The 21,928-nt window shown below is 71.3% G+C and carries 15 protein-coding genes; 12 read left to right on the forward strand and 3 right to left on the reverse strand.

Annotated elements, in window-relative coordinates:
* Window positions 1-759, forward strand: a complete 759-nt coding sequence (locus PLJ28_RS10820) for a phosphoglyceromutase (RefSeq protein ID WP_298044438.1) — start codon at window positions 1-3, stop codon at window positions 757-759.
* A gap of 96 nt (window positions 760-855) precedes the next feature.
* On the opposite strand, the gene phoU is transcribed toward PLJ28_RS10820, so the two are convergent.
* Window positions 856-1,515 carry a phosphate signaling complex protein PhoU gene (gene phoU, locus PLJ28_RS10825; RefSeq protein ID WP_183523325.1) on the reverse strand — a complete coding sequence of 220 codons (660 nt, stop codon included), beginning with the start codon at window positions 1,513-1,515 and terminating at the stop codon, window positions 856-858.
* A gap of 256 nt (window positions 1,516-1,771) precedes the next feature.
* On the opposite strand from phoU, the gene PLJ28_RS10830 reads away from it, so the two are divergent.
* Window positions 1,772-2,911, forward strand: coding sequence for a sensor histidine kinase (locus PLJ28_RS10830; RefSeq protein WP_255459495.1), 1,140 nt, complete (start codon window positions 1,772-1,774; stop codon window positions 2,909-2,911).
* Window positions 2,908-3,588, forward strand: a complete 681-nt coding sequence (locus PLJ28_RS10835; RefSeq protein ID WP_183523329.1) for a winged helix-turn-helix domain-containing protein — start codon at window positions 2,908-2,910, stop codon at window positions 3,586-3,588. Before PLJ28_RS10830 ends, PLJ28_RS10835 begins: the two co-directional genes overlap by 4 nt.
* Window positions 3,589-3,760: 172 nt before the next feature.
* Here PLJ28_RS10835 and PLJ28_RS10840 read toward each other — a convergent pair whose 3' ends face one another.
* On the reverse strand, window positions 3,761-4,315 hold the full coding sequence (locus PLJ28_RS10840; protein WP_183523331.1) for a hypothetical protein: 555 nt from the start codon (window positions 4,313-4,315) through the stop codon (window positions 3,761-3,763).
* Window positions 4,316-4,577: 262 nt separating this feature from the next.
* Here PLJ28_RS10840 and PLJ28_RS10845 point away from each other — a divergent pair, with 262 nt between their 5' ends.
* The 6 genes from PLJ28_RS10845 (at window position 4,578) to glgX (ending at window position 11,254) form a co-directional block, all read left to right on the forward strand.
* Window positions 4,578-5,060, forward strand: a complete 483-nt coding sequence (locus PLJ28_RS10845) for a CarD family transcriptional regulator (protein WP_029139081.1) — start codon at window positions 4,578-4,580, stop codon at window positions 5,058-5,060.
* A gap of 112 nt (window positions 5,061-5,172) precedes the next feature.
* Window positions 5,173-5,985 (forward strand): IspD/TarI family cytidylyltransferase, encoded by an 813-nt coding sequence (locus PLJ28_RS10850; RefSeq protein WP_183523333.1) that lies wholly within the window; start codon window positions 5,173-5,175, stop codon window positions 5,983-5,985.
* On the forward strand, window positions 5,982-6,485 hold the full coding sequence (gene ispF / locus PLJ28_RS10855) for a 2-C-methyl-D-erythritol 2,4-cyclodiphosphate synthase (RefSeq protein WP_183523335.1): 504 nt from the start codon (window positions 5,982-5,984) through the stop codon (window positions 6,483-6,485). The genes PLJ28_RS10850 and ispF overlap by 4 nt, the downstream gene beginning before the upstream one ends.
* 9 nt (window positions 6,486-6,494) lie before the next feature.
* Window positions 6,495-7,997 carry a cysteine--tRNA ligase gene (gene cysS, locus PLJ28_RS10860; RefSeq protein ID WP_183523337.1) on the forward strand — a complete coding sequence of 501 codons (1,503 nt, stop codon included), beginning with the start codon at window positions 6,495-6,497 and terminating at the stop codon, window positions 7,995-7,997.
* A gap of 69 nt (window positions 7,998-8,066) precedes the next feature.
* Window positions 8,067-9,083 carry a 23S rRNA (guanosine(2251)-2'-O)-methyltransferase RlmB gene (gene rlmB, locus PLJ28_RS10865; RefSeq protein ID WP_183523339.1) on the forward strand — a complete coding sequence of 339 codons (1,017 nt, stop codon included), beginning with the start codon at window positions 8,067-8,069 and terminating at the stop codon, window positions 9,081-9,083.
* Between the two features lie 5 nt (window positions 9,084-9,088).
* Window positions 9,089-11,254 (forward strand): glycogen debranching protein GlgX, encoded by a 2,166-nt coding sequence (glgX, locus tag PLJ28_RS10870; RefSeq protein ID WP_370577156.1) that lies wholly within the window; start codon window positions 9,089-9,091, stop codon window positions 11,252-11,254.
* A 31-nt stretch (window positions 11,255-11,285) separates the two neighbouring features.
* Here the strand turns inward: glgX and glgP are convergent, their stop codons facing one another.
* On the reverse strand, window positions 11,286-13,919 hold the full coding sequence (gene glgP, locus PLJ28_RS10875; protein WP_298044448.1) for an alpha-glucan family phosphorylase: 2,634 nt from the start codon (window positions 13,917-13,919) through the stop codon (window positions 11,286-11,288).
* Window positions 13,920-14,138: 219 nt separating this feature from the next.
* Here glgP and PLJ28_RS10880 point away from each other — a divergent pair, with 219 nt between their 5' ends.
* From PLJ28_RS10880 to glgB, 3 genes are all read left to right on the forward strand, one after another.
* Window positions 14,139-16,259 carry an alpha-1,4-glucan--maltose-1-phosphate maltosyltransferase gene (locus PLJ28_RS10880; RefSeq protein ID WP_324590114.1) on the forward strand — a complete coding sequence of 707 codons (2,121 nt, stop codon included), beginning with the start codon at window positions 14,139-14,141 and terminating at the stop codon, window positions 16,257-16,259.
* A gap of 91 nt (window positions 16,260-16,350) precedes the next feature.
* The gene (gene treS, locus PLJ28_RS10885; RefSeq protein WP_183523345.1) at window positions 16,351-18,159 is read left to right on the forward strand and encodes a maltose alpha-D-glucosyltransferase; all 1,809 of its coding nucleotides are present in this window, start codon (window positions 16,351-16,353) and stop codon (window positions 18,157-18,159) included.
* A partial coding sequence (gene glgB, locus PLJ28_RS10890; RefSeq protein ID WP_298044454.1) for a 1,4-alpha-glucan branching protein GlgB occupies window positions 18,156-21,928 on the forward strand: 3,773 nt, incomplete at its 3' end. The genes treS and glgB, both read left to right, overlap by 4 nt.

The following is a 21,928-nucleotide window of genomic DNA, read 5'->3' on the forward strand; positions in this document are numbered from 1 at the left end:
ATGGCTGAGACCCCGTACAAGCTCGTCCTGCTGCGGCATGGCCAGAGCGACTGGAATGAGAAGAACCTGTTCACCGGCTGGGTGGACGTCCCCCTGACCGAGAAGGGCCGCCGGGAGGCGGTCCGCGGCGGTGAGCTGCTCTCCGAGGAGGGGCTGCTGCCGGACGTGCTGTACACCTCGCTGCTCAAGCGCGCCATCACCACCGCCAACCTGGCCCTCGAGGCCGCCGACCGGCAGTGGATCCCGGTCAAGCGCGACTGGCGGCTGAACGAGCGCCACTACGGCGCCCTGCAGGGCAAGGACAAGGCCGAGATCCGCGAGGAGTTCGGCGAGGAGCAGTTCATGGTCTGGCGCCGGTCCTATGACACCCCGCCGCCGGTGCTCGACGACTCCTCCGAGTGGTCCCAGTCCGGGGACCCGCGCTACGCCGACCTGGGCGAGGACGCCCCGCGCACCGAGTGCCTCAAGGACGTGGTGACCCGCCTGCTGCCCTACTGGGAGTCCGAGATCGTGCCGGACCTCAAGGCCGGCAAGACCGTGCTCATCGCCGCCCACGGCAACTCGCTGCGGGCCCTGGTCAAGCACCTGGACGGCATCTCCGACGAGGACATCGCCGGGCTGAACATCCCCACCGGCATCCCGCTGTACTACGAGCTGGACGAGGACCTCACGCCGATCACGGCGCACGGGCGCTACCTGGACCCGGAGGCCGCCGCCGCCGGCGCTGCCGCCGTGGCCGCCCAGGGGGCCCAGAAGTAGACCGGATCCCGCACCGACGACGACGGCCGTCACCTTCCGCGGAGGGTGACGGCCGTCGTCGTCGGTGGGGCCGGGCGCGGCCCGGGCCGCGACGGGTCAGTCGATCTCGATGACGGGCTCCCACTCGCCGGTGGCGAGGTAGGTGACCTTGCGGGCCACCGAGACACCGTGGTCGGCGAAGCGCTCGAAGAACCGCGAGGCCAGCGTGACGTCCGCGGTGGTGGCACCGCTGGCGTTCCAGCCGGCCGAGTTCACGGTCTTGAAGTTCTTCGCGTGCAGCTCGTTGATGGCCACGTTGTGCTTGACGATCTCCTGGGCGTGGACCGTGTCGTGGGTGGCCAGCAGCCTCTCGACCTCGGTGGCCACGGCCACGCAGTGGTCGGCCATCTGCCGGAAGTCCTCGCGGACCGGCTCCGGGGCGGCCAGGTCCGGGTAGCGGCGGCGGGCCTGCTGGGCGATGTGCCGGGCCAGGTCGCCCATCCGCTCCAGCGAGGAGCTCATCCGCAGGGCCCCCACCACGGAGCGCAGGTCGGTGGCCACCGGGCCCTGCAGGGCCAGCAGCTCGATGGCCTTCTCGTCCACGGAGGTCTGCAGGTAGTCGATCCTGGCGTCCTCGGAGATGACGGCCTCGGCCAGCTCCACGTCCGCGGTCTCGAAGGCGGTCCGCGCCTTCTCCATGGCCTCGCGGACCAGGCCGGCGATCTCCACCAGCTGGTCGCCCAGGGCCTTCAGGTCGGCTTGGAACAGTTCACGCATGGATGGTCCCTCTTTCCGGTCAATGGGCTCGGGAATGTCCCGGCGGCGCAGGGCACCGGCACCCCGGACGGGGCACGGGGCCTCGGTCATCCTTCCCGGGGAAGATGAACAGTCGCTGAACCGCGGGAACGTTCCGGTGCCAGTATGCCCTGCGCCGGGCGCAGGGTGCGCGGTGGGTAGTCTGGACCGCGTGACGGATCCCGTGGTGGTTGGAGTGGTGTGCGGCCTCATCGGCCTCGTGCTGGGCGTGCTGTCCATGGTCGCCTTCCGCATCTCCGAGCGCAGCCGCGCCGTGCACCTGACCGTGGGCGAGCCCAGCATCCCGGACGGTGCCGCCGAGGTCCTGTCCGTGATCGGCCGGGCCTACGTGGTGGTCGACGCCGTCAACGGGGTGGTCCGGGCCAACCCCTCCGCCTACGCCTTCGGCCTGGTGCGGGGCCACAGCCTGGCGCATGACGAACTGCTCGAGCTCACCGACCGCGTCCGTGCCGACGGGATCATCGTGGACCGCCGCTACGAGCTGCCCCGTGGCCCGGTCGGCCAGGGCATCCTCGTCGTGCAGCTGCGCGTGGCGCCCCTGGCGGACGAGTACATCCTGATCCTCGCCGACGACCGCTCGGAGATCTCCCGGACCGAGGCCATGCGCCACGACTTCGTGGTCAACGTCTCCCACGAGCTGAAGACCCCGGTCGGCGCCATCTCGTTGCTGGCCGAGGCGATCGACGGCGCCGCCGACGACGAGGAGGCCGTGCGCCGCTTCGCGGGCCGGCTCAGCGTGGAGTCCACCCGTCTGGCCGCCCTGGTGCAGGACATCATCGAACTGTCCCGGCTCCAGGCCAAGGACACCGTGCGGGCGGGGCAGCCGGTCGACCTCAACCGGGTGGTCGGCGAGGCCGTGGACCGTTCCCGGCTGCCGGCGGAGGCCCGCAACATCGACATCAAGGTGGCCGGCCGGATCGAGTCCACGGTGCACGGGGACCCGGACCAGCTGATGACCGCCCTGCGCAACCTGATCGACAACGCCGTGCGCTACTCCCCGGAGGGCACCACGGTGGGTGTCGGACTGAAGTCGGTCCGCGGCCTGGCCCAGATCTCGGTGACCGACCAGGGGGTCGGGATCCCGGAGGACGAACAGGACCGGATCTTCGAGCGGTTCTACCGGATCGACGCCGCCAGGTCGCGCCAGACGGGCGGTACCGGTCTCGGGCTGAGCATCGTCAAACATGTAATCTCGAATCATGGGGGGGAAGTGACCGTCTGGTCACAGCCGGGCCGGGGCTCGACGTTCACGGTCCGCCTCCCGGAGATGGAACCCGACGCTGGTGTGCAGCTCGGCAGGTCAGTGGAAGCACGGGGTGGCAACGCGCCTGCCGCCGGGGAAGGAGCCCAGTCGTGAGCCGGATTCTGATCGTGGAGGACGAGGAGTCGTTCAGCGACCCGCTGTCCTACCTGCTCGGCAAGGAGGGCTTCGAGGTGGAGGTCGTGGCCGACGGCCACGAGGCGATCGTGGAATTCGACCGGGCCGGGGCCGACCTGGTGCTCCTGGACCTGATGCTGCCCGGCCAGTCCGGCACGGAGGTCTGCCGCCAGCTGCGCCAACGCTCCAACGTCCCCGTCATCATGCTCACCGCGAAGGACTCCGAGATCGACAAGGTGGTCGGACTGGAGCTCGGTGCGGACGACTACGTCACCAAGCCCTACTCCTCCCGTGAGCTGGTCGCCCGCATCCGCGCGGTGCTGCGCCGCCAGGGGGAGCCGGAGGAGCTCATCAGCTCGACCGTCCAGGCCGGGCCCGTCCGGATGGACATCGAGCGCCACGTCGTCTCCGTGAACGGGGAGCAGGTGTCCCTGCCGCTGAAGGAGTTCGAGCTGCTGGAGATGCTCCTGCGCAACTCCGGCCGCGTGCTGACCCGGGGCCAGCTGATCGACCGTGTCTGGGGGTCGGACTACGTGGGGGACACCAAGACCCTGGACGTCCACGTCAAGCGACTGCGCGGCAAGATCGAGCCAGACCCCTCCCATCCGCAGTACCTCGTGACCGTGCGCGGGCTCGGCTACAAGTTCGAGCCCTGAGGGGCGCCCGGCGCCGGGGACACGACGGCCTGTCCGTCGGCCACCGGTGCCGCGGACCGGAGCCCGACGGCAGGACGCCGCGGGCACCGGTCGCCGACGGCGAAGGGCCGGCACCGTGCGGTGCCGGCCCTTCGCCGTCGTGCTGGTTGACCGGCGCCCTGTGGGGCGGTGGTCAGTGGCCGCCTTCCTCGGCGGCCGGGGTCTCGTAGAGGTGGGCGCCGGGGCTCGCGTCCGCACCGCCGGGCACGAACGGGCGGTACTCCGGCAGGGTGCCGTCCAGGACGGTGACGTCGACCTGCTCGGTGGCGGTCTCGGCCCCGCCGGTGACCTCGACGGTCGCCTCGACCATGCCGCCGGGGAAGCCGCCCGAGCTCGGGATGACCTGCTCGTTGGCGGGGTCCTCGAGCTTGAGGGACTCGCCGGCCGGGACGGAGAACCGGGTCTCGGTGCCGGCCACCGTGATGCTCACCTCGAGGTTCTCCTCGGAGGTGTCCGCGGCGATGGTGCCGATGTAGCGGGCCTCCGTGTCCGGACCGCTGGTGATCAGGGCGATGTTGCGCAGCTCGGCCTCACCGACGTTGGCCACGATGCCGTCCGACGGGGCGTACTGCAGGGTGGTGGCCTGCTGGTTGATGGCGCTGCAGCCGGTGGCGCCCAGCAGGGCGACGGCAGCCAGTCCGGCCACGGCGGCATTGCGGGCAGTGGCCTTGCGGGCGGCGAGCTTCACGGTGGGATCTCCTCGGGTGCGGACAAAGTGCGCGGGGGTCATCCGCCGGTGCCGACGGGCACGGCAGATGACAGGGCGCGGTGCTGACACGAGACTACCGTACCGGCCCCCTCCCCTCCCGCTGCGCGACGGGGGCGTGACGCGGTGGGGGGCGATCCGGCGAGGGAGAATTGTGTCCGTTTCCGCCGCGGGCGCAAGCATCGACACGCGCCCCGAAAATGTGACGTGGTAAACTTTGCCGGAGTGAAAGGGGACCACTCACATGGTTTTTGAGGTCGGAGAAACTGTTGTTTACCCCCACCACGGTGCGGCCCGGATCGAAGAGATCAAGATGCGCACCGTCAAGGGTGAAGAGAAGATGTACCTCAAGCTGAAGGTGGCCCAGGGCGACCTGACGATCGAGGTGCCGGCGGAGAACGTGGACCTCGTCGGCGTGCGGGACATCGTGGACGGTGAGGGCCTCGAGGAGGTCTTCCGCGTGCTCCAGGCGGAGTTCACCGAGGAGCCCACCAACTGGTCGCGCCGCTACAAGGCCAACCTCGAGAAGCTGGCCTCCGGGGACGTCATCAAGGTGGCCGAGGTCGTGCGCGACCTGTGGCGCCGGGACCAGGACCGCGGACTGTCCGCCGGGGAGAAGCGCATGCTGGCCAAGGCCCGCCAGGTGCTCGTCTCGGAGCTGGCCCTGGCCAAGAAGACCTCCGAGGACGAGGCCACCGAGCTGCTGGACGAGACCCTCGCCGCCTGAGGCGCGGCGGCCTCGCAGCCTCTCGCGCCGATTGCGTCCCGGCCCCGGTCAGACCCCGATCGCCGAGCCGGCCCGGTCCGGCGAGCGGGCGGACTGAACCTAGACTGACAGCATGCGTTCGACCCTGTTGATCGTGGCCGCCGGAAGCGGCTCCCGCCTGCAGGCCGGCCTGCACAAGGCACTGGTGGACCTCGGCGACGGCCGCAGCCTGCTGCAGCACTGCCTGGACTCGGTGGCGAGCGCCGCTGATGCGGCCGCCCTCGACCTGGCCGGGATCGTGGTGGTCGTGCCCCCCGACGCCCACGCCGCCGAACCGCTGGAACAGGTGTGCCGGGACTTTGCCGCACGGACCGGGCTGACCGTGCAGACCGTGCCGGGCGGAGCCGAGCGCGCCGACTCGGTGCGCGCCGGACTCGCGGCGGTCCGTGCCGGTGCCGTGGCGGAGAGCACGGCCGGCCCGTTCGGCCGCCACGCCGTCCTCGTCCACGACGCCGCCCGCCCGTTCGTCCCCCCGGCGGTGTTCCGCGCGGTGACCGCCGCGCTGGAGGCCGGCGCGGCCGCCGTCGTGCCCGGCCTGCCCGTGGTGGACACCATCAAGACCGTCTCCGTGCCGGGCGCTCCCGGAGAACGGGCCGCACCGGACACCGAGGAGGGGTCCGGCCCGGACCACGAACCGGAATGGGTGACCGGGACCCCGTCGCGGTCGACGCTGCGCGCCGTCCAGACCCCCCAGGGATTCGACCTGACCGCCCTGGAGGCCGCGCACCGTGCGGCCGCCGGTGGTCCCGCGCTGACCGATGACGCGATGGTGATGGAGGCGGCCGGACACCGGGTCGCCGTGGTGCCCGGTGACCCGCTGGGGTTCAAGGTGACCACGCCCCTGGACCTGGTGCTGGCCAGGGCCCTGCTGCAGGAGGACCGATGACCGACCGAGAGCCCCCGATCCTGCCCCGTACCGGGATCGGGACCGACGTCCACGCCTTCGCCCCGGAGGGCGCGGACCGCCCGCTGTGGGTGGCCGGCCTGCACTGGCCCGGCGAGCCCGGCCTCTCCGGGCACTCGGACGGGGACGTGGTCGCCCACGCGCTGTGCGACGCCCTGTTCTCCGCCGCCGGGATCGGTGACCTGGGACAGCACTTCGGGACCTCGCGCCCGGAATGGTCCGGGGCTGCCGGGACCACGCTGCTCGCCGAGGCCTCGCGACTGGTCCGGGAGGCCGGCTTCGGGGTCGGCAACGCGTCCGTCCAGCTGATCGGCAACCGGCCGAAGGTCGGGACGCGCCGCGCCGAGGCCGAACGGGTGCTGTCCGAGGCGGCCGGTGCGCCGGTGGCGGTCTCCGGCACCACCACGGACGCACTCGGGTTCACCGGGCGCGGGGAGGGGCTGGCCGCGGTGGCCACCGCCCTGGTCTACCGGCTGCACTAGAGTCTCACCGTGGCACAACGCTTCTATGACACCAGGACCGCGACGGTACGGGACTTCGTCCCCCTGACCGAGGGCGAGGTCTCCCTCTATTACTGCGGTGCCACCGTGCAGGGCATGCCCCACGTGGGCCACGTGCGCTCGGCGATCGTCTTCGACATCCTGGTCCGCTGGCTCGAGCACACCGGGTTGCGGGTCACGTCCGTCCGCAACGTCACGGACATCGACGACAAGATCCTGGAGAAGTCCGCCGCCTCCTACGCGCCGGACTTCGAGGAGGACGACCTCTACCCCGCCGAGGAGCCGTGGTTCGCCCTCGCCTACCGCTTCGAACAGGAGTTCGCCCGGGCCTACGCCACGCTCGGGGTCCGCCGGCCCACCTACGAGCCGCGGGCCACCGGGCACATCCCCGAGATGTTCGAGCTCATCCAGCGCCTCGTGGACGCCGGCCACGCCTACCCGGCCGCCGACGGCTCGGGGGACGTGTACTTCGACGTGCGCTCCTGGACCGCCTACGGCGAGCTCACCCGCCAGCGGGTGGAGGACATGCAGGACGCGCCCGACGCCGACCCGCGCGGCAAGCGCGATCCCCGCGACTTCGCGCTGTGGAAGGGGGCCAAGGACTCCGACCCCCGGACCGCGACCTGGCAGTCACCGTGGGGTCGCGGCCGGCCGGGCTGGCATCTGGAGTGCTCGGCGATGGCAACCAAGTACCTGGGGTCCCGGTTCGACATCCACGGCGGGGGACTGGACCTGCGCTTCCCGCACCACGAGAACGAGCTGGCCCAGTCGGCCGCCGCCGGGGACGGGTTCGCGAACTTCTGGCTGCACAACGGCATGGTCACCTACGAGGGCGAGAAGATGTCCAAGTCGGTGGGCAACACGATCTCCCCGGAGGAGATGCTCTCCCTGGCCCGGCCCAAGGCGGTCCGGTACTTCCTGGGCCAGGCCCATTACCGCTCCCCGCTGGACTACCGCCCGACGTCCCTGCAGGAGGCGGAGGCCGCCGTGGAGCGGATCGAGGCCTTCCTGGACCGCGGCGCCGACGTGGTGGCCGATGCCCAGCTGCAGCGCGAGGAGGCCGCGGCCGCCCAGGGCGGCCAGGCCGTGGAGGCCGTCTACGTGGCCGCGTTCAGCAGCGTGCCGCCGGCCTTCCGCACCGCCATGGAGGACGACCTCAACGTCCCGCAGGCCCTGGCCGTCCTGCACGACTCCGTCCGGGCCGGCAACACCGCGCTGGCCGCCGGGGACGTGGCGGCGGTCGAGGAGCACTACGCGGACGTCCAGTCCATGGTGGAGGTCCTGGGCCTCGACGACGTCCCCGAGCCCCAGGCCGGGACCGACCCGGCGGCGCAGCACGCCCTCGACACCCTCATCCGCGCCCAGCTCGACGCCCGGGCCGCGGCCCGGGCCGCCAAGGACTGGACCACCGCGGACGCCATCCGGGACACCCTGGCCGCGGCCGGCGTCGTGGTGGAGGACTCCGCCGACGGCGCCCGCTGGTCCCTGCAGTAGGGCCGGTCCCGGTGGTGCGGGGCCGTAGACTGGGGCCGTCCCCTCCCTCGCCAGAAAGGCACCACCGACATGGCCGCAGCACCACGCTCCGGATCCTCCCGCGGCAACAGCGGGAAGAAGGGCCCCCTGAAGGGCACCGGTGGACACGGCCGGAAGGCGCTGGAGGGCAAGGGCCCCACGCCCAAGGCCGAGGACCGCGTCTACCACAAGGCCCACCGGACCAAGCAGCTGGCCGAGCGTTCCTCGGCCAAGCGCGGCGGGACGCGCAACACCCGTTCCCGCCACGGTGACGAGACCGTGGCCGGGCGGAACTCCGTGGTCGAGGCCCTGCGCGCCTCCATCCCGGCCAAGGCGTTGCACGTGGCCACCCGGGTGGAGATGGACGAGCGGGTCCGGGAGGCCCTCAAGCTCGCCGCGGAGCGCGGCGTGCCGGTGCTCGAGAACAGCAAGGCCGAACTGGACCGGATGACGGACGACGCCATCCACCAGGGCCTCGTCCTGCAGGTGCCGCCCTACGAGTACGCCGATGCGCTCAGCCTCGCCCGGCAGGCCGTACAGGAGTGGGAGAAGGGCTACCAGGCGGCCCCGCCGCTGCTCATCGCCCTGGACGGGATCACGGATCCGCGGAACCTGGGCGCCATCATCCGTTCCGCCTCCGCGTTCTCCGCGGACGGCGTCGTGGTGCCCTCCCGCCGGTCGGTGGGCGTGACCGCCACCGCCTGGAAGACCTCGGCCGGTGCCGCGGTGCGCGTCCCCGTGGCGCAGGCCGGCAACCTCAACACCGCCCTGCAGGAGTTCAAGAAGCTGGGCATCTTCGTCCTCGGCCTCGACGGCGGTGGCGACCAGTCCCTGCCCGGGCTGCCGCTGGCCACGGAGCCGGTGTGCCTGGTGGTCGGCTCGGAGGGCAAGGGCCTGTCCCGGCTGGTCCGGGAGAACTGCGACCAGATCGTCTCCATCCCGATCGCCTCGGACATGGAATCCCTGAACGCCTCGATGGCCGTGGGGATCTCGCTGTACGAGATCGCCGTCCAGCGGTCCGGGCACCGGCCGGCTGCCGAGGGGGCGGTCCAGGAGGAAACCTCCTGATGCCCATGACTCCTCGGCCTGGCGGGGGCATACCGGCCGGGCTGCGCGGCGTCAGTGGCCACCGGTCCCGGGCGTTCCCCCTGGGCGTGGCCGACTCCGTACCCGGCGTGGTGGAGGTCCCCGGGGCGGCCAACGTGGCCGTGTACGCGCCCGGCCTGTCCGCGGTGGACGTCGTCTTCACCGATCCGGACTTCCCGCCGGACGCCGTCCCCACCTCGGCCGACGTGCGCCGTGCACCCCTGTACGACGTCACGGACCACGTCCACCACGGGACGATCCCCGGGCTCGGGTATGGAAGCCTCTACGCCTTCGTCGCCCGTGACCGGCGCATTCCCGGGGTCTGGAAGGTGCGCAGGCGGTCCTCGGGCAAGGTGCATGCCCTGCCGCAGTTGCTGATCGATCCGTACGGGGACGCCGTCGTGGAGCGCGAGGGCCGGTACTGGTCGGCGCGGGTTCCCCCGGACTTCGACTGGGGCGGCGTCCAGAAGCCGCACGTTCCGCTGCGGGACACGGTCGTCTACGAGGCCCACGTCATCGGCCAGACCAAGCTGCACCCCGGGATCCCGGAGGAGCTGCGGGGGACCTACGCCGGACTGGCCCACCCCGTCATGGTGGAGTACCTGAGGAACCTGGGGGTCACCGCCGTCGAGCTGCTGCCCATCCACCACCACCGGGACGAGTCCCACCTCGAGCGCCTGGGCCTGGAGAACTACTGGGGTTACAACACCGTCAGCTTCTTCGGGCCGCACCCCGGTTACGCGACCGCCGCCGCGCAGGCGGCCGGACCCCGGGCCGTGCAGGACGAGGTCAAGGGCATGGTCAAGCTGCTGCACGCGGCCGGGATCGAGGTGATCCTGGACGTCGTCTACAACCACACCGCGGAGGAGGGGCCCGGCGGCCCGGTCTTCTGCTGGCGTGGGCTGGGGGAGCGGCACTACTACCGCCATGACGCCATGGGCCGCTACCTGGACACCACCGGCTGCGGGAACTCACTGGACTTCAGCGACCCCCAGGTGGTCCGGATGGCCCTGGACTCCTTGCGGCGCTGGGTGAGCGACTTCCAGGTGGACGGCTTCCGCTTCGACCTCGCCGTGACGATGTGCCGGGACGGCGCCCACCACTTCACCAGCGACCACCCGTTCCTCGTGGCCGCCCAGGCCGACCCCGTGCTGGCGGGGACCAAGCTGATCGCCGAGCCCTGGGACGTGGGCATCGGCGGGTGGCAGACCGGCAACTTCCCCCTCGGCTGGGCGGACTGGAACGACCGCTTCCGCGACGTGGTGCGGGACTTCTGGGTGGCCGACCGCGGCGCCATGGAGCACGGCGGCGCCGGGGGGTCCACCGCCCGGCTGGCCGACTGCCTGGCCGGCTCCGCCGCCCTGTTCGCCGGGTCCGGACGGTCCGCCCTGGCCTCGGTGAACATCGTCACCACGCACGACGGCTTCACCCTGCGGGACCTGGTCTCCTACAACGAGAAGCACAACGAGGCCAACGGGGAGGACAACCGGGACGGCAACTCGCACAACCGGTCCTACAACCACGGGGTGGAGGGGCCGACCGATGACGAGGACATCCGCGACTCCCGGTCCCAGACGGCCCGGAACCTGATGGCCACGCTCATGCTCTCCCTCGGGGTCCCCCTGATCACGGCCGGGGACGAGATCGGCAGGACCCAGCGGGGGAACAACAACGCCTACTGCCAGAACAACGAGATCTCCTGGACCGACTGGGACCTCGGCGAGCGCCAGCAACGCATGCTGTCCACCACGCGCCGGCTGATCGCGATCCGCAAGGAGTTCCTGGCCGGGCAGCCCTACACGTACCCGGCCCGCGATCCCGGGTACCTGATGTGGTTCAACGCCCAGGGCGTGCCGATGGCCCACGACGAGTGGGCGGACCCGTCCCACCGGCTGCTGCAACTGCTCGTCGGGGTCCCCGGCGGGCTGAGCAAGGGGCTGATCGTCTTCAACGGGGGACTGTCCAAGTCCTGGTTCCACCTGCCCACCCCGGACGAGCTCCGCGGCATCACGGACCCGACCGGAGCGGACCTGCGGACGTTCACCCTGCAGCTGTCCACGTCCCACTACGGCGACCTGCGCCGCGGCGCCCTGTTCTCCCCGGGGGAGACGGACATGATCGAGGGCAACTCGATCTCCGTCTACTCCGTCTGACCGGCCTCCGGGGCCAGGCGGGGAGCGCGGGTCAGCCCGCGTTGACCACCAGGGCCATCTCCGCCGGGGACGCCAGCAGCTCGTGCTGCGGGAGCACGCGCACCGAGTAGCCGAAGGCGCCGGAACGGTCGATCACGAGCGAGCCGGTGAACTGCCACCGGCCCCCGCCCAGGTCCTCGGCCGGGTCCAGCTCCAGGGTGGCCGTGTCCAGGAGCCGGTCCTCCTCCAGGCTGCCGGCGGGGGTGGCGGAGACCCGGCCGTACACGGCCTGGACGCAGACGTCGGCCGGCTGCAGGTCACCCAGGCTGACGTACGCGGAGACCTGCAGCTCGTCGCCGATCTGGGGTTCCTCGCGCACGCCGAGGGAGTCCACGTGCTCCACGGTCACCTGGCCGAACGCGGCGCGGACCCGGGTCTTCCAGGCCGCCAGCTCGCGGGCCCTCGCGTAGTCGTCGGTGTCCATGGTCCGGCCGGCGGCGGCGGCGGGGCGGTAGAGCTCGTTGACGTAGTCCTGCACCATCCGGTCGGCGGACATCGCCGGACCCAGGGTGGCCATGGTGTGCTTGACCATCGCCAGCCACTGGTGCGGGATGCCGTCCCGGGAGGCCCGGGACGGCCCGGCCGCACCGGCCTGGTCGGAGTCCTCGGCGGCGTAGAAGCGGGGCACCAGCTGGGTCTCGAGCAGGTCGTAGAGGGCGGCCGCCTCGACGTCGTCCCGTTCCTCGGCACTGGCGGCGGAGGAGGCGGAGGGGATGGCCCAGCCGTTCTCTCCGTCGTACATCTCGTCCCACCAGCCGTCCAGCACGGACAGGTTCAGCCCGCCGTTCATGGCCACCTTCATGCCGGAGGTCCCGCAGGCCTCGAGCGGGCGCAGCGGGTTGTTCAGCCACACGTCGCACCCGGGCATCAGGGTGGAGGCCATCTGGATGTCGTAGTTCGGCAGGAACACGATCCGGTGGCGGACCTCCGGGTCGTCGGCGAACCGTACCATCTCCTGGATCATCAGCTTGCCCTGCTCGTCGGCCGGGTGCGACTTGCCGGCCACCACGACCTGGATCGGGTGCTCGGGGTCCAACAGCAGCCGCTTGAGCCGCTCCGGGTCCCGGAGCATCAGGGTCAGGCGCTTGTACGTGGGGACCCGCCGGGCGAAGCCGATGGTCATGACGTCCTCGTCCAGCACGTTCTCGGTCCAGGCCACCTCGGCCGCCGAGGCACCGCGCTTGAGCCACGAGGACCGCAACCGGGCCCGGACGTCCTGGATCAGGGCCCGGCGCAGCGTCCGGCGCATCTCCCAGAGCTCCTCGTCGGGGACCTCGAAGACCCGGTTCCAGTCGTGGCCGGCCACCGCGGAGGTGCCGAACAGCTCGATGGCCCGGTCCGAGACGGTGCTGGACACCCAGGTGGGGGCGTGGACGCCGTTGGTGATCGAGCTGATCGGCACCTCGTCGGCGTCGAAGCCCGGCCACAGCCCCTTGAACATCTCGCGCGAGACCTCGCCGTGCAGCTTCGCCACGCCGTTGGCCCGCTGGCCCAGCCGCAGCCCCATGACGGCCATGTTGTGCACGTCCGGATTGCCGCCGTCGTAGTCCTCGGCGCCGAGGGCCATGATGCGCTCCACCGGGACGCTGGGGGCCAGCCCGGCGCGGAAGAACTGTTCCACGAGGTGCCGGTCGAAGCGGTCGATGCCGGCGGGCACGGGGGTGTGCGTGGTGAACACGGTGGACGCCCGCACCGAGGACAGCGCGGCCTCCCAGTCCAGCCCGGCGGCCATGAGCTCCTCGATCCGCTCGATGCCCTGGAACCCGGCGTGGCCCTCGTTCGTGTGGTAGACGCTGGGCGCGTCCGTGCCCGTCAGCCGGCAGTACAGCCGCAGCGCCCGCACCCCGCCCATGCCCAGCAGCAGTTCCTGCTGCAGGCGCTGGTCACCGCCGCCGCCGTACAGGCGGTCGGTGATGGAGCGGGCGGTGTCGTCGTTGGCCGGGACGTTGGAGTCCAGCAGCAGCAGCGGGACGCGCCCGACGTCGGCCCGCCACACCTGGGCGTGCAGGGTGCGGTTGCCGGGGATCGGCAGGGACACCAGCGCCGGCGAGCCGTCCTGCTCCTTGAGCAGCGTCAGCGGCAGGTTGTCCGGGTCCAGCACCGGATAGGTCTCCTGCTGCCAGGCATCGCGGGAGAGCGACTGCTTGAAGTACCCGGACTGGTAGAGCAGCCCGACGCCGATGACCGGCACGCCGAGGTCCGAGGCGGACTTGAGGTGGTCGCCGGCCAGGATGCCCAGTCCGCCGGAGTACTGGGGCAGCACGGCCGTGATGCCGAACTCGGGGGAGAAGTACGCGATCGGCCGGGGCGCCGGCTCCACGCCGGCGACCTCGTGCTGGAACCACCGGTCCTCGGACAGGTAGCGGTCGAGGTCCCGGGTGGCCGCGGCCACCCGCTGCACGATCGACTCGTCGGCGGCCAGCTCGGTGAGCCGGGCCCGGTCGAAGGAGCCCAGCAGGGCCACGGGATCCTGGTTCAGCTCGTCCCAGGCCTGCGGGTCGAGGTCCCGGAACAGGGCCTTGGTCTGGGGGTGCCAGGACCACCGCAGGTTGGTGGCCAGGCGGCTCAGCCCCGCGATGGACTCGGGCAGGTGGGTACGAACGGTAAACCGACGGATAGCCTTCACAGGCCCTCATTATCCACGGTCCACCGGCCGGATCCGGGCACCGGGTGAACCCCGGTCGACGCCCGGCCGACGCCGGGTCGACCACCGGTTGAATCCTCTCCCCGCGGGCCCCGCGGGCACGTCATGCGCGGTCGCCGCCGGAAATGCCGTTGGCCAGCCGAGCATCGCACCGGTAACGTCGACCGCGTGGGAGCTTCCAGGAATGCCATCACTGCCCCGATGTTCCGCTCCGAGGTCAGGGTCGGCCGCATCCCCGTCACGGGTGTGCAGCCGGTCATCGACTGCGGCGCCCACCCGGCCAAGGCCGTGGTGGGAGAGGACATCCCCGTGCGCGCCACCGTGTTCCGCGAGGGACACGACCGGCTCGGTGCCACGGCCGTGCTCTACGGACCCTCCGGGTCCGAGGTGCACCGCGTGCGCATGACCGAGGGAGCGCCCGGACTGGACGAGTACCGGGCCGTCCTGCGTCCCGTGGACACCGGTCCGCACACCTTCGTCATCGAGGGCTGGTCCGACCCCGTCGCCACCTGGCAGCACGCGGCGACCGTGAAGATCGCGGCGGGGATCGACGTCGAGCTGATGCTGGCCGAGGGCGGTGCCCTGTTCCGCCGGGCGGCCGAGGACCCGGACCGCTCCGAGACGGACCGCGCCGTCCTGGCCCGCGCCGTGCGCGGCCTCGAGGACACCGCGCGCGACGTGGCCGAACGGCTCGCCGCGGCCGATGACCCGGACCTGGCGGAGGTCCTGGCCGCCCGCCCGATCCGCGAGTTCGTCTCGCCCTCGACCGAGTACCCCCTGGACGTGCAGCGCGCCCTGGCCGGCCGTGGCGCCTGGTACGAGTTCTTCCCCCGCTCCGAGGGCGCGGTCTACCACCCGGAATCGGGGACCTGGACCTCGGGCGATTTCACGACGGCGGCCGAGCGGCTCCCGGCGATCGCCCGGATGGGCTTCGACGTCGTCTACCTGCCCCCGATCCACCCGATCGGCCGCGCCCACCGCAAGGGACCCAACAACACCCTCACCGCCGGGCCGCAGGACCCGGGCTCGCCGTGGGCCATCGGCTCGGAGGACGGTGGCCACGACGCGATCCACCCCGAGCTCGGCACGGTGCAGGACTTCGGCCGCTTCGTCGCCCGCGCGGAGGAGCTGGGCATGGAGGTCGCCCTGGACCTGGCCCTGCAGTGCTCCCCGGACCACCCGTGGGTCACCGAGCACCCCGAATGGTTCACCACCCGGGTGGACGGCTCGATCGCCTACGCGGAGAACCCGCCGAAGAAGTACCAGGACATCTACCCGCTGAACTTCGACAACGACCCGCGCGGACTGCGCCGGGCCGTGCTGCGGGTCGTGGAGCTGTGGGTGGCCCGCGGCGTGAAGATCTTCCGCGTGGACAATCCGCACACCAAGCCCCTGTGGTTCTGGGAGTGGCTGATCGCCAAGGTGCACCGCCGCCACCCCGAGGTGGTCTTCCTCGCCGAGGCCTTCACCCGCCCGGCCATGATGCACGCCCTGGGCCGGGCCGGGTACCAGCAGTCCTACTCCTACTTCACGTGGCGGAACACCCGGGACGAGATCGCCGAGTACCTCCACGAGGTCACCGCCGAGACGGCGGCGTTCTACCGGCCGAACTTCTTCGTCAACACCCCGGACATCCTGACCGAGTACCTGCAGTTCGGCGGGCCCGCGGCCTTCAAGATCCGGGCCGTGCTCGCCGCGCTCTCCAGCCCCCTGTGGGGCATGTACTCCGGCTACGAGCTGTACGAGCACGTGGCCCGTCCGGGCGCGGAGGAGTACATCGACAACGAGAAGTACGAGTTCCGTCCCCGCGACTACGCCGCCGCCGAGGCCGAGGGGCGCTCGCTGGCCCCCTACCTGACCCGGCTGAACCACATCCGCCGGGCCCACCCAGCCCTCCAGGACCTGCAGAACCTGACCCTGCACGAGGCGGACAACGAGGACATCCTCGTCTTCTCCAAGACCCGCCGGCACCGGGCCGCCGGCTGGCACGCCGCGGCCGCGACCGGCACGGAGGACCTGCCCGACATCGGCCCCGTCTTCCCGGGCGTCGAGGATCCCTCGGCGCTGGTGGAGGGGCTGCCCGGTCACGCGGACACCGTCATCGTGGTGGTCAACTGCAACCCGCACGACGTGAAGGAGGCCACCGCCCACCTGGACCTGTCCGCGCTGGACCTGCGTCCGCAGGACCTGGACGCCGAGGGCCGCTTCGAGGTCGAGGACCTGATCACCGGCGCCCGCTGGCAGTGGTCCGCGCACAACTACGTCCGGTTGGACCCGCACGTCGAGCCGGCCCACGTGCTGCGCGTGGTGCGTCGCGACTGAGCGGCCGCCGCGCGCCGAGAGACCACGCCGCGGACCCCCGGGGGGATCCGCCGGACCGACGCACGACCCACGACGGAAGACACTGCACCCGATGGCCAATTCGTTCCAGCTCCACACCCACGGGATCTCCCACGACCCGAACTGGTTCCGCACCGCCGTGTTCTACGAGGTCCTGGTCCGGGCCTTCCACGACGGCAACGGTGACGGTTCCGGGGACTTCGACGGGCTGATCAACAAGCTGGACTACCTGCAGTGGCTGGGCGTCGACTGCCTCTGGGTGCCGCCGTTCTACCGTTCCCCGCTGCGGGACGGCGGGTACGACGTCGCCGACTTCTACGAGGTCCTGGACGACTTCGGCACCGTCTCCGACTTCAAGCGGCTCGTGGCCGAGGCCCACGCGCGCGGCCTGCGCGTCATCATCGACCTGCCGCTGAACCACACCTCGGACCAGCACCCCTGGTTCCAGGAGTCCCGATCGGACCCGGACGGACCGTACGGGGACTTCTACGTCTGGAGCGACACGGACGAGAAGTACGAGGACGCCCGCATCATCTTCGTGGACACCGAGGAGTCGAACTGGAGCTTCGACCCCGTGCGCCGGCAGTTCTTCTGGCACCGGTTCTTCTCCCACCAGCCGGACCTGAACTTCGAGAACCCGGCGGTGATCGAGGCCCTCTACGACGTGGTCCGGTACTGGCTGGACATGGGCGTGGACGGCTTCCGCGCCGATGCGATCCCGTACCTCTACGAGGAGGACGGCACGGACTGCGAGAACGATCCGCGCACCCACGTGTTCCTGCGGGACCTGCGGACCATGGTGGACGCGGAGTACCCGGGCCGGGTGATCATCGCCGAGGCCAACCAGCCACCGCAGGACGTGGTCGACTACTTCGGGTCCGAGGAGGACCCGGAGTGCCACATGTGCTTCCACTTCCCGATCATGCCGAAGATCTTCTACGCGCTGCGCGACCACAAGGCCACCGCCATCCTGGAGGCCATCGCCGAGACCCCGCAGATCCCGGCCGGCTCGCAGTGGGGGACCTTCCTGCGCAACCACGACGAGCTGACCCTGGAGATGGTCACGCCCGAGGAGCGCCAGGCCATGCTCGGCTGGTACGCCCCGGACTCGAGGATGCGCGCCAACGTCGGCATCCGCCGCCGGCTGGCGTCCCTGCTGGACAACAACCGCTCCGAGCTCGAGCTGATCCACGGGTTGCTGCTGTCCCTGCCGGGCTCGCCGTTCCTGTACTACGGGGACGAACTGGGCATGGGGGACAACATCTGGCTGCCGGACCGTGATGCCTCACGCACCCCGATGCAGTGGAACCCGGACCGCAACGCCGGGTTCTCCGACGCCGACCCCGGCAAGCTCTACCTGCCGGTCATCCAGTCCCTCGTCTACCACTACAACCACGTCAACGTGGAGGCACAGCTGGCCTCGAACGGTTCCCTGCTGCACTGGGTCCGGGAGACGCTGGCCGTGCGCAAGCGCCACCCCGTCTTCGGGCTGGGCGATTTCACGATGGTCGACGCCGAGGCCGAACAGGTCCTCGCCTTCGTCCGGGACCTGCCGATCAGTGACGACGAGGACCTGTACCCCGAGACCGTGCTGTGCGTGTTCAACCTGTCCCCGGACCCGGTGGCCACGTGGCTGAGCGTGCCGGGGTACGAGGGGCGGGGCCTGCGGGACGTGTTCGGTGGCCGGGCCTTCCTGGACATCGGGGAGGACGGCCGCCTGCCGGTCACCCTGCCGGGACACGGTTTCTTCTGGCTGCGCCTGCGCACCGGGCCGGACCTGATGGGCGGGACGGACCGGACCGCCCTGGCCGGCAAACGGAACCCCTACACGACCGCCCTTCCCGTGATCACCCCCGAGATGTCCGCAGGGAGCGTCCGATGACCACTGAACAGAACTCCTCCGCCTCCTTCCCCGAGCTGCTCTCCGCCTGGCTGCCGTCCCAGCGCTGGTTCCCGGTGCGCGGCACCTTCGACCTGCACCGGGTCGGCGGGATCCGGCTGACGGCCAGCCGGGAGGACGTCCAGCTCCAGCTGCAGGTGGTGACGGCCGGACGGGACGATGACACCGTGACCCTGTCCGTGCCCGTGGCCATCCGCGAGGAACCGCTCGAGGGCGGGGACGCCGCGCTGATCGGACGCTGGGACAGCGCCTCCGGGCCCCGCTGGGTCTACGACGGCACCCACGACCCGGAGTTCGTGGCCGCCTGGCTCGAGATGATGCGGCGCGAACTGCCCACGGCGGACCGGCGGTCGGCCGGGCACGCCTACGCGGGCTTCGAGGAGTGGCCCGCCTTCCACGCCGACACCCTGCGGGCCCGGTTGCTGCAGGGCGAGCAGTCCAACACCTCCGTCGTCATCGAGGCCGGTCCCGGCACGCTGATCCTCAAGTTCTTCCGCGTCCTGGCCGCCGGCGCCAACCCCGACGTCGAGATCGGCCTGGCGCTGTCCGCCGCCGGCTCCAGCGAGGTCCCGGTGACGTACGGCTCGGTCACCGTGGGATGGCGCGGCACGCCGGAGGAGTGGGTCTCGGGCCAGGCCTGCGTCCTGCGCGAGTTCATCACCGGGTCGAGGGACGCCTGGCGGGTGGCCACCGAGGCCGCCGAGGCCGGGGAGGACTTCCTCGCCGAGGCCACGGGGATCGGCGAGGCCACCGGCCGGCTGCACCTGGCCCTGGCCGGGGCCCTGGGAACGCGCTCCGTGCCCGCCGGCACCGGCCGGGCGCCCCAGGTCCTGTCCGAACTGGCCACCCGGATCGAGTGGGGCTGGCGCGAGGCCGCGGCGACCATCGGGGAGGACCTGGCGGACCGCGTGGAGCAGGTCCTCACCTCCCTGCGCTCGGCGGACGCGGCGGCCGGGCTGCCGCCCCTGCAGCGGATCCACGCCGACTACCACCTCGGCCAGGTCCTCGCCTCCGACGCCGACGGCACGACCCGCTGGACGGTGCTGGACTTCGAGGGCGAACCACTGCGGGACGCCGAGGAACGCTCCGGCTGGGACCTGCGGCTGCGGGACGTCGTCGGGATGCTGCGGTCCTTCGACTACGCCGGTGCGCTGGCCGGGACCCCGGAGTGGACCGCCGGGACGCAGCGGGCCTTCCTGGAGGGCTATGGGCGCACCGTGGGAGAACCGGTGGACACGGCCTCGACGGTCTTCACCGCCCTGCTGCTGGACAAGGCCCTGTACGAGACGGTCTACGAGCTGCGTCACCGCCCGGACTGGGTCGAGGTCCCCGCCGCGGCCGTCCGGCGGGCCCTCGGGCGGGGCGCGGCCTCCGCAGGGACCGTGGCAGCCACGCCCATGCGGGATACGGTGGAGACAGTCATCGAGGGTGAACCCCAGGAGGACACCATGCACGCCGAGAACACCGAATCAACGACGCCGGACGCTCCGGCCCCCGCCGCGGCGCCGTCCGCCGGGGCACCCGCGAGCGCCACCGCCGAAGCCAGCGCGGGAGAGACCGGGGGCCCCGCCCCCCTGGGGGTGCGCGCGGAGGTGCTGACCGCCGTCGCGCACGGCCGGTACCACCAGCCCCACGAGGTCCTCGGGGCGCACCTGGACGACGCCGGCACCGTCACCTTCCGCGTCCTGCGGCCGATGGCGGAGGAGGTGTCGGTCCGGACCGACGACGGGACGGTGGTCCCGCTGCGCCACGAGGTCGAGGGCATCTGGGTGGGGACGTTGCCGGCCACGCACCCGGGCCAGGTACCGGGGTACCGGATCCTCGTGTCCTTTCCCGGCCTGGACGCCACCGAGCAGGACGACCCGTACCGGTACCTGCCCACGGTGGGCGAACTGGACCAGCACCTCTTCCGCGAGGGACGGCACGAGACCCTGTGGACCGTCCTGGGCTCCCGGGTCCGTCACTACTCGTCCCCCCAGGGCGAGATCACCGGCACCTCCTTCGCGGTGTGGGCCCCCAACGCCCAGGCCGTCCGGGTCAAGGGCGACTTCAACGGCTGGGACGGGCACCAGCACGCCATGCGCTCCCTGGGTGACTCCGGGATCTGGGAGATCTTCGTCCCGGGTATCGGCGCCGGGACCGTGTACAAGTACGCGATCCTCGGCCACGACGGGCACTGGCGGGACAAGGCCGACCCGATGGCCCGCTGGACCGAGGTGCCCCCGGCGACCGGTTCGAGGGTGGACGACTCCCGGTACCAGTTCGGCGACCAGGACTGGATGGAGCAGCGGTCGCGCACGGACCCGCACGACGGGCCGATGAGCATCTACGAGGTGCACGCCGGGTCCTGGCGTCCGGGCCTGAGCTACCGCGAGATGGCCGAGCAGCTCGTGGAGTACGTCTCCTGGCAGGGGTTCACCCACGTGGAGTTCATGCCCGTGGCCGAGCACCCCTTCGGCGGTTCCTGGGGCTATCAGGTCTCCGGCTACTACGCCCCGACCTCACGGTTCGGCACCCCGGACGACTTCAAGTACCTGGTGGACCGCCTCCACCAGGCCGGCATCGGCGTCCTGCTGGACTGGGTGCCCGCCCACTTCCCCAAGGACGAGTGGGCGCTGGCGAAGTTCGACGGGACGCCCCTCTACGAGTACGCGGACCCGCGCAAGGGGGAGCACCCGGACTGGGGCACCCTGGTGTTCGACTACGGCCGCACCGAGGTGCGCAACTTCCTGGTGGCCAATGCGCTGTACTGGCTCGAGGAGTTCCACATCGACGGGTTGCGGGTGGATGCCGTGGCCTCGATGCTCTACCTCGACTACTCCCGGGAGGACGGGGAATGGATCCCCAACATCCACGGGGGCAACCACAACCTCGAGGCGATCAGTTTCCTGCAGGAGGCCACGGCCACGGCCTACAAGCGCAACCCCGGAACGGTCATGGTCGCGGAGGAGTCCACCGCGTTCTCGGGTGTCACGGCACCGACCGACCAGGACGGGCTCGGCTTCGGCCTGAAGTGGAACATGGGCTGGATGCACGACTCGCTCAAGTACATGTCCGAGGACCCGGTGAACCGGCGCTGGCACCACAACGAGATGACCTTCTCGCTCGTCTATGCGTGGAGCGAGAATTTCGTGCTGCCGCTCTCGCATGACGAGGTGGTCCACGGCAAGGGCTCGCTGCTGCGCAAGATGCCCGGTGACCGCTGGCAGCAACTGGCATCCCTGCGCGCCTACTACGGATTCATGTGGGCCCACCCGGGCAAGCAGCTGCTCTTCATGGGATCCGAGTTCGGGCAGGAGTCCGAGTGGAAGGAATCCCACGGGCTGGACTGGTGGCTCACCGAGAACCTCCAGCACAAGGGGCTGATGAAGGCCGTGCGGGACCTCAACATGGTGTACCGCAACGCACCGGAACTGTGGAGCCAGGACAACGACCCGGCAGGTTTCCAGTGGATCGACCAGAACGACGGTGACCGCAACCTGTTCTCCTTCATCCGCTGGTCCGCGCCGGGCTCGGACGGCGAGGAGGCCCGCCCCCTGGTGTGCGTCACCAACTTCGCCGGCCATCCCCACCACGACGTGCGGCTCGGGCTGCCGCTCGCGGGGGAGTGGGAGGAGGTGCTCAACACGGACGCCGAGACCTATGGGGGTTCGGGCGTGGGCAACCCCGGGACCATCACCGCGGACGGTGAGCACTGGCATGGTCAGCCGGTGTCGGCGGTGGTGGTGGTGCCGCCGTTGGCGACGGTGTT

Origin of the sequence: Citricoccus sp. (genome assembly GCF_035445025.1) — a bacterium.
Lineage (GTDB): Bacteria > Actinomycetota > Actinomycetes > Actinomycetales > Micrococcaceae > Citricoccus.

What these genes read in the sequence shown, in the direction of transcription:
- PLJ28_RS10830 (WP_255459495.1), top strand. Translation starts at nt 1,772, where the DNA reads ATGGTCGCCTTCCGCATCTCCGAGCGCAGCCGCGCCGTGCACCTGACC.
- PLJ28_RS10845 (WP_029139081.1), top strand. Translation starts at nt 4,578, where the DNA reads ATGGTTTTTGAGGTCGGAGAAACTGTTGTTTACCCCCACCACGGTGCG.
- PLJ28_RS10820 (WP_298044438.1), top strand. Translation starts at nt 1, where the DNA reads ATGGCTGAGACCCCGTACAAGCTCGTCCTGCTGCGGCATGGCCAGAGC.
- PLJ28_RS10850 (WP_183523333.1), top strand. Translation starts at nt 5,173, where the DNA reads ATGCGTTCGACCCTGTTGATCGTGGCCGCCGGAAGCGGCTCCCGCCTG.
- PLJ28_RS10880 (WP_324590114.1), top strand. Translation starts at nt 14,139, where the DNA reads ATGTTCCGCTCCGAGGTCAGGGTCGGCCGCATCCCCGTCACGGGTGTG.
- glgX (WP_370577156.1), top strand. Translation starts at nt 9,089, where the DNA reads ATGACTCCTCGGCCTGGCGGGGGCATACCGGCCGGGCTGCGCGGCGTC.
- phoU (WP_183523325.1), bottom strand. Translation starts at nt 1,515, where the DNA reads ATGCGTGAACTGTTCCAAGCCGACCTGAAGGCCCTGGGCGACCAGCTG.
- rlmB (WP_183523339.1), top strand. Translation starts at nt 8,067, where the DNA reads ATGGCCGCAGCACCACGCTCCGGATCCTCCCGCGGCAACAGCGGGAAG.
- ispF (WP_183523335.1), top strand. Translation starts at nt 5,982, where the DNA reads ATGACCGACCGAGAGCCCCCGATCCTGCCCCGTACCGGGATCGGGACC.
- treS (WP_183523345.1), top strand. Translation starts at nt 16,351, where the DNA reads ATGGCCAATTCGTTCCAGCTCCACACCCACGGGATCTCCCACGACCCG.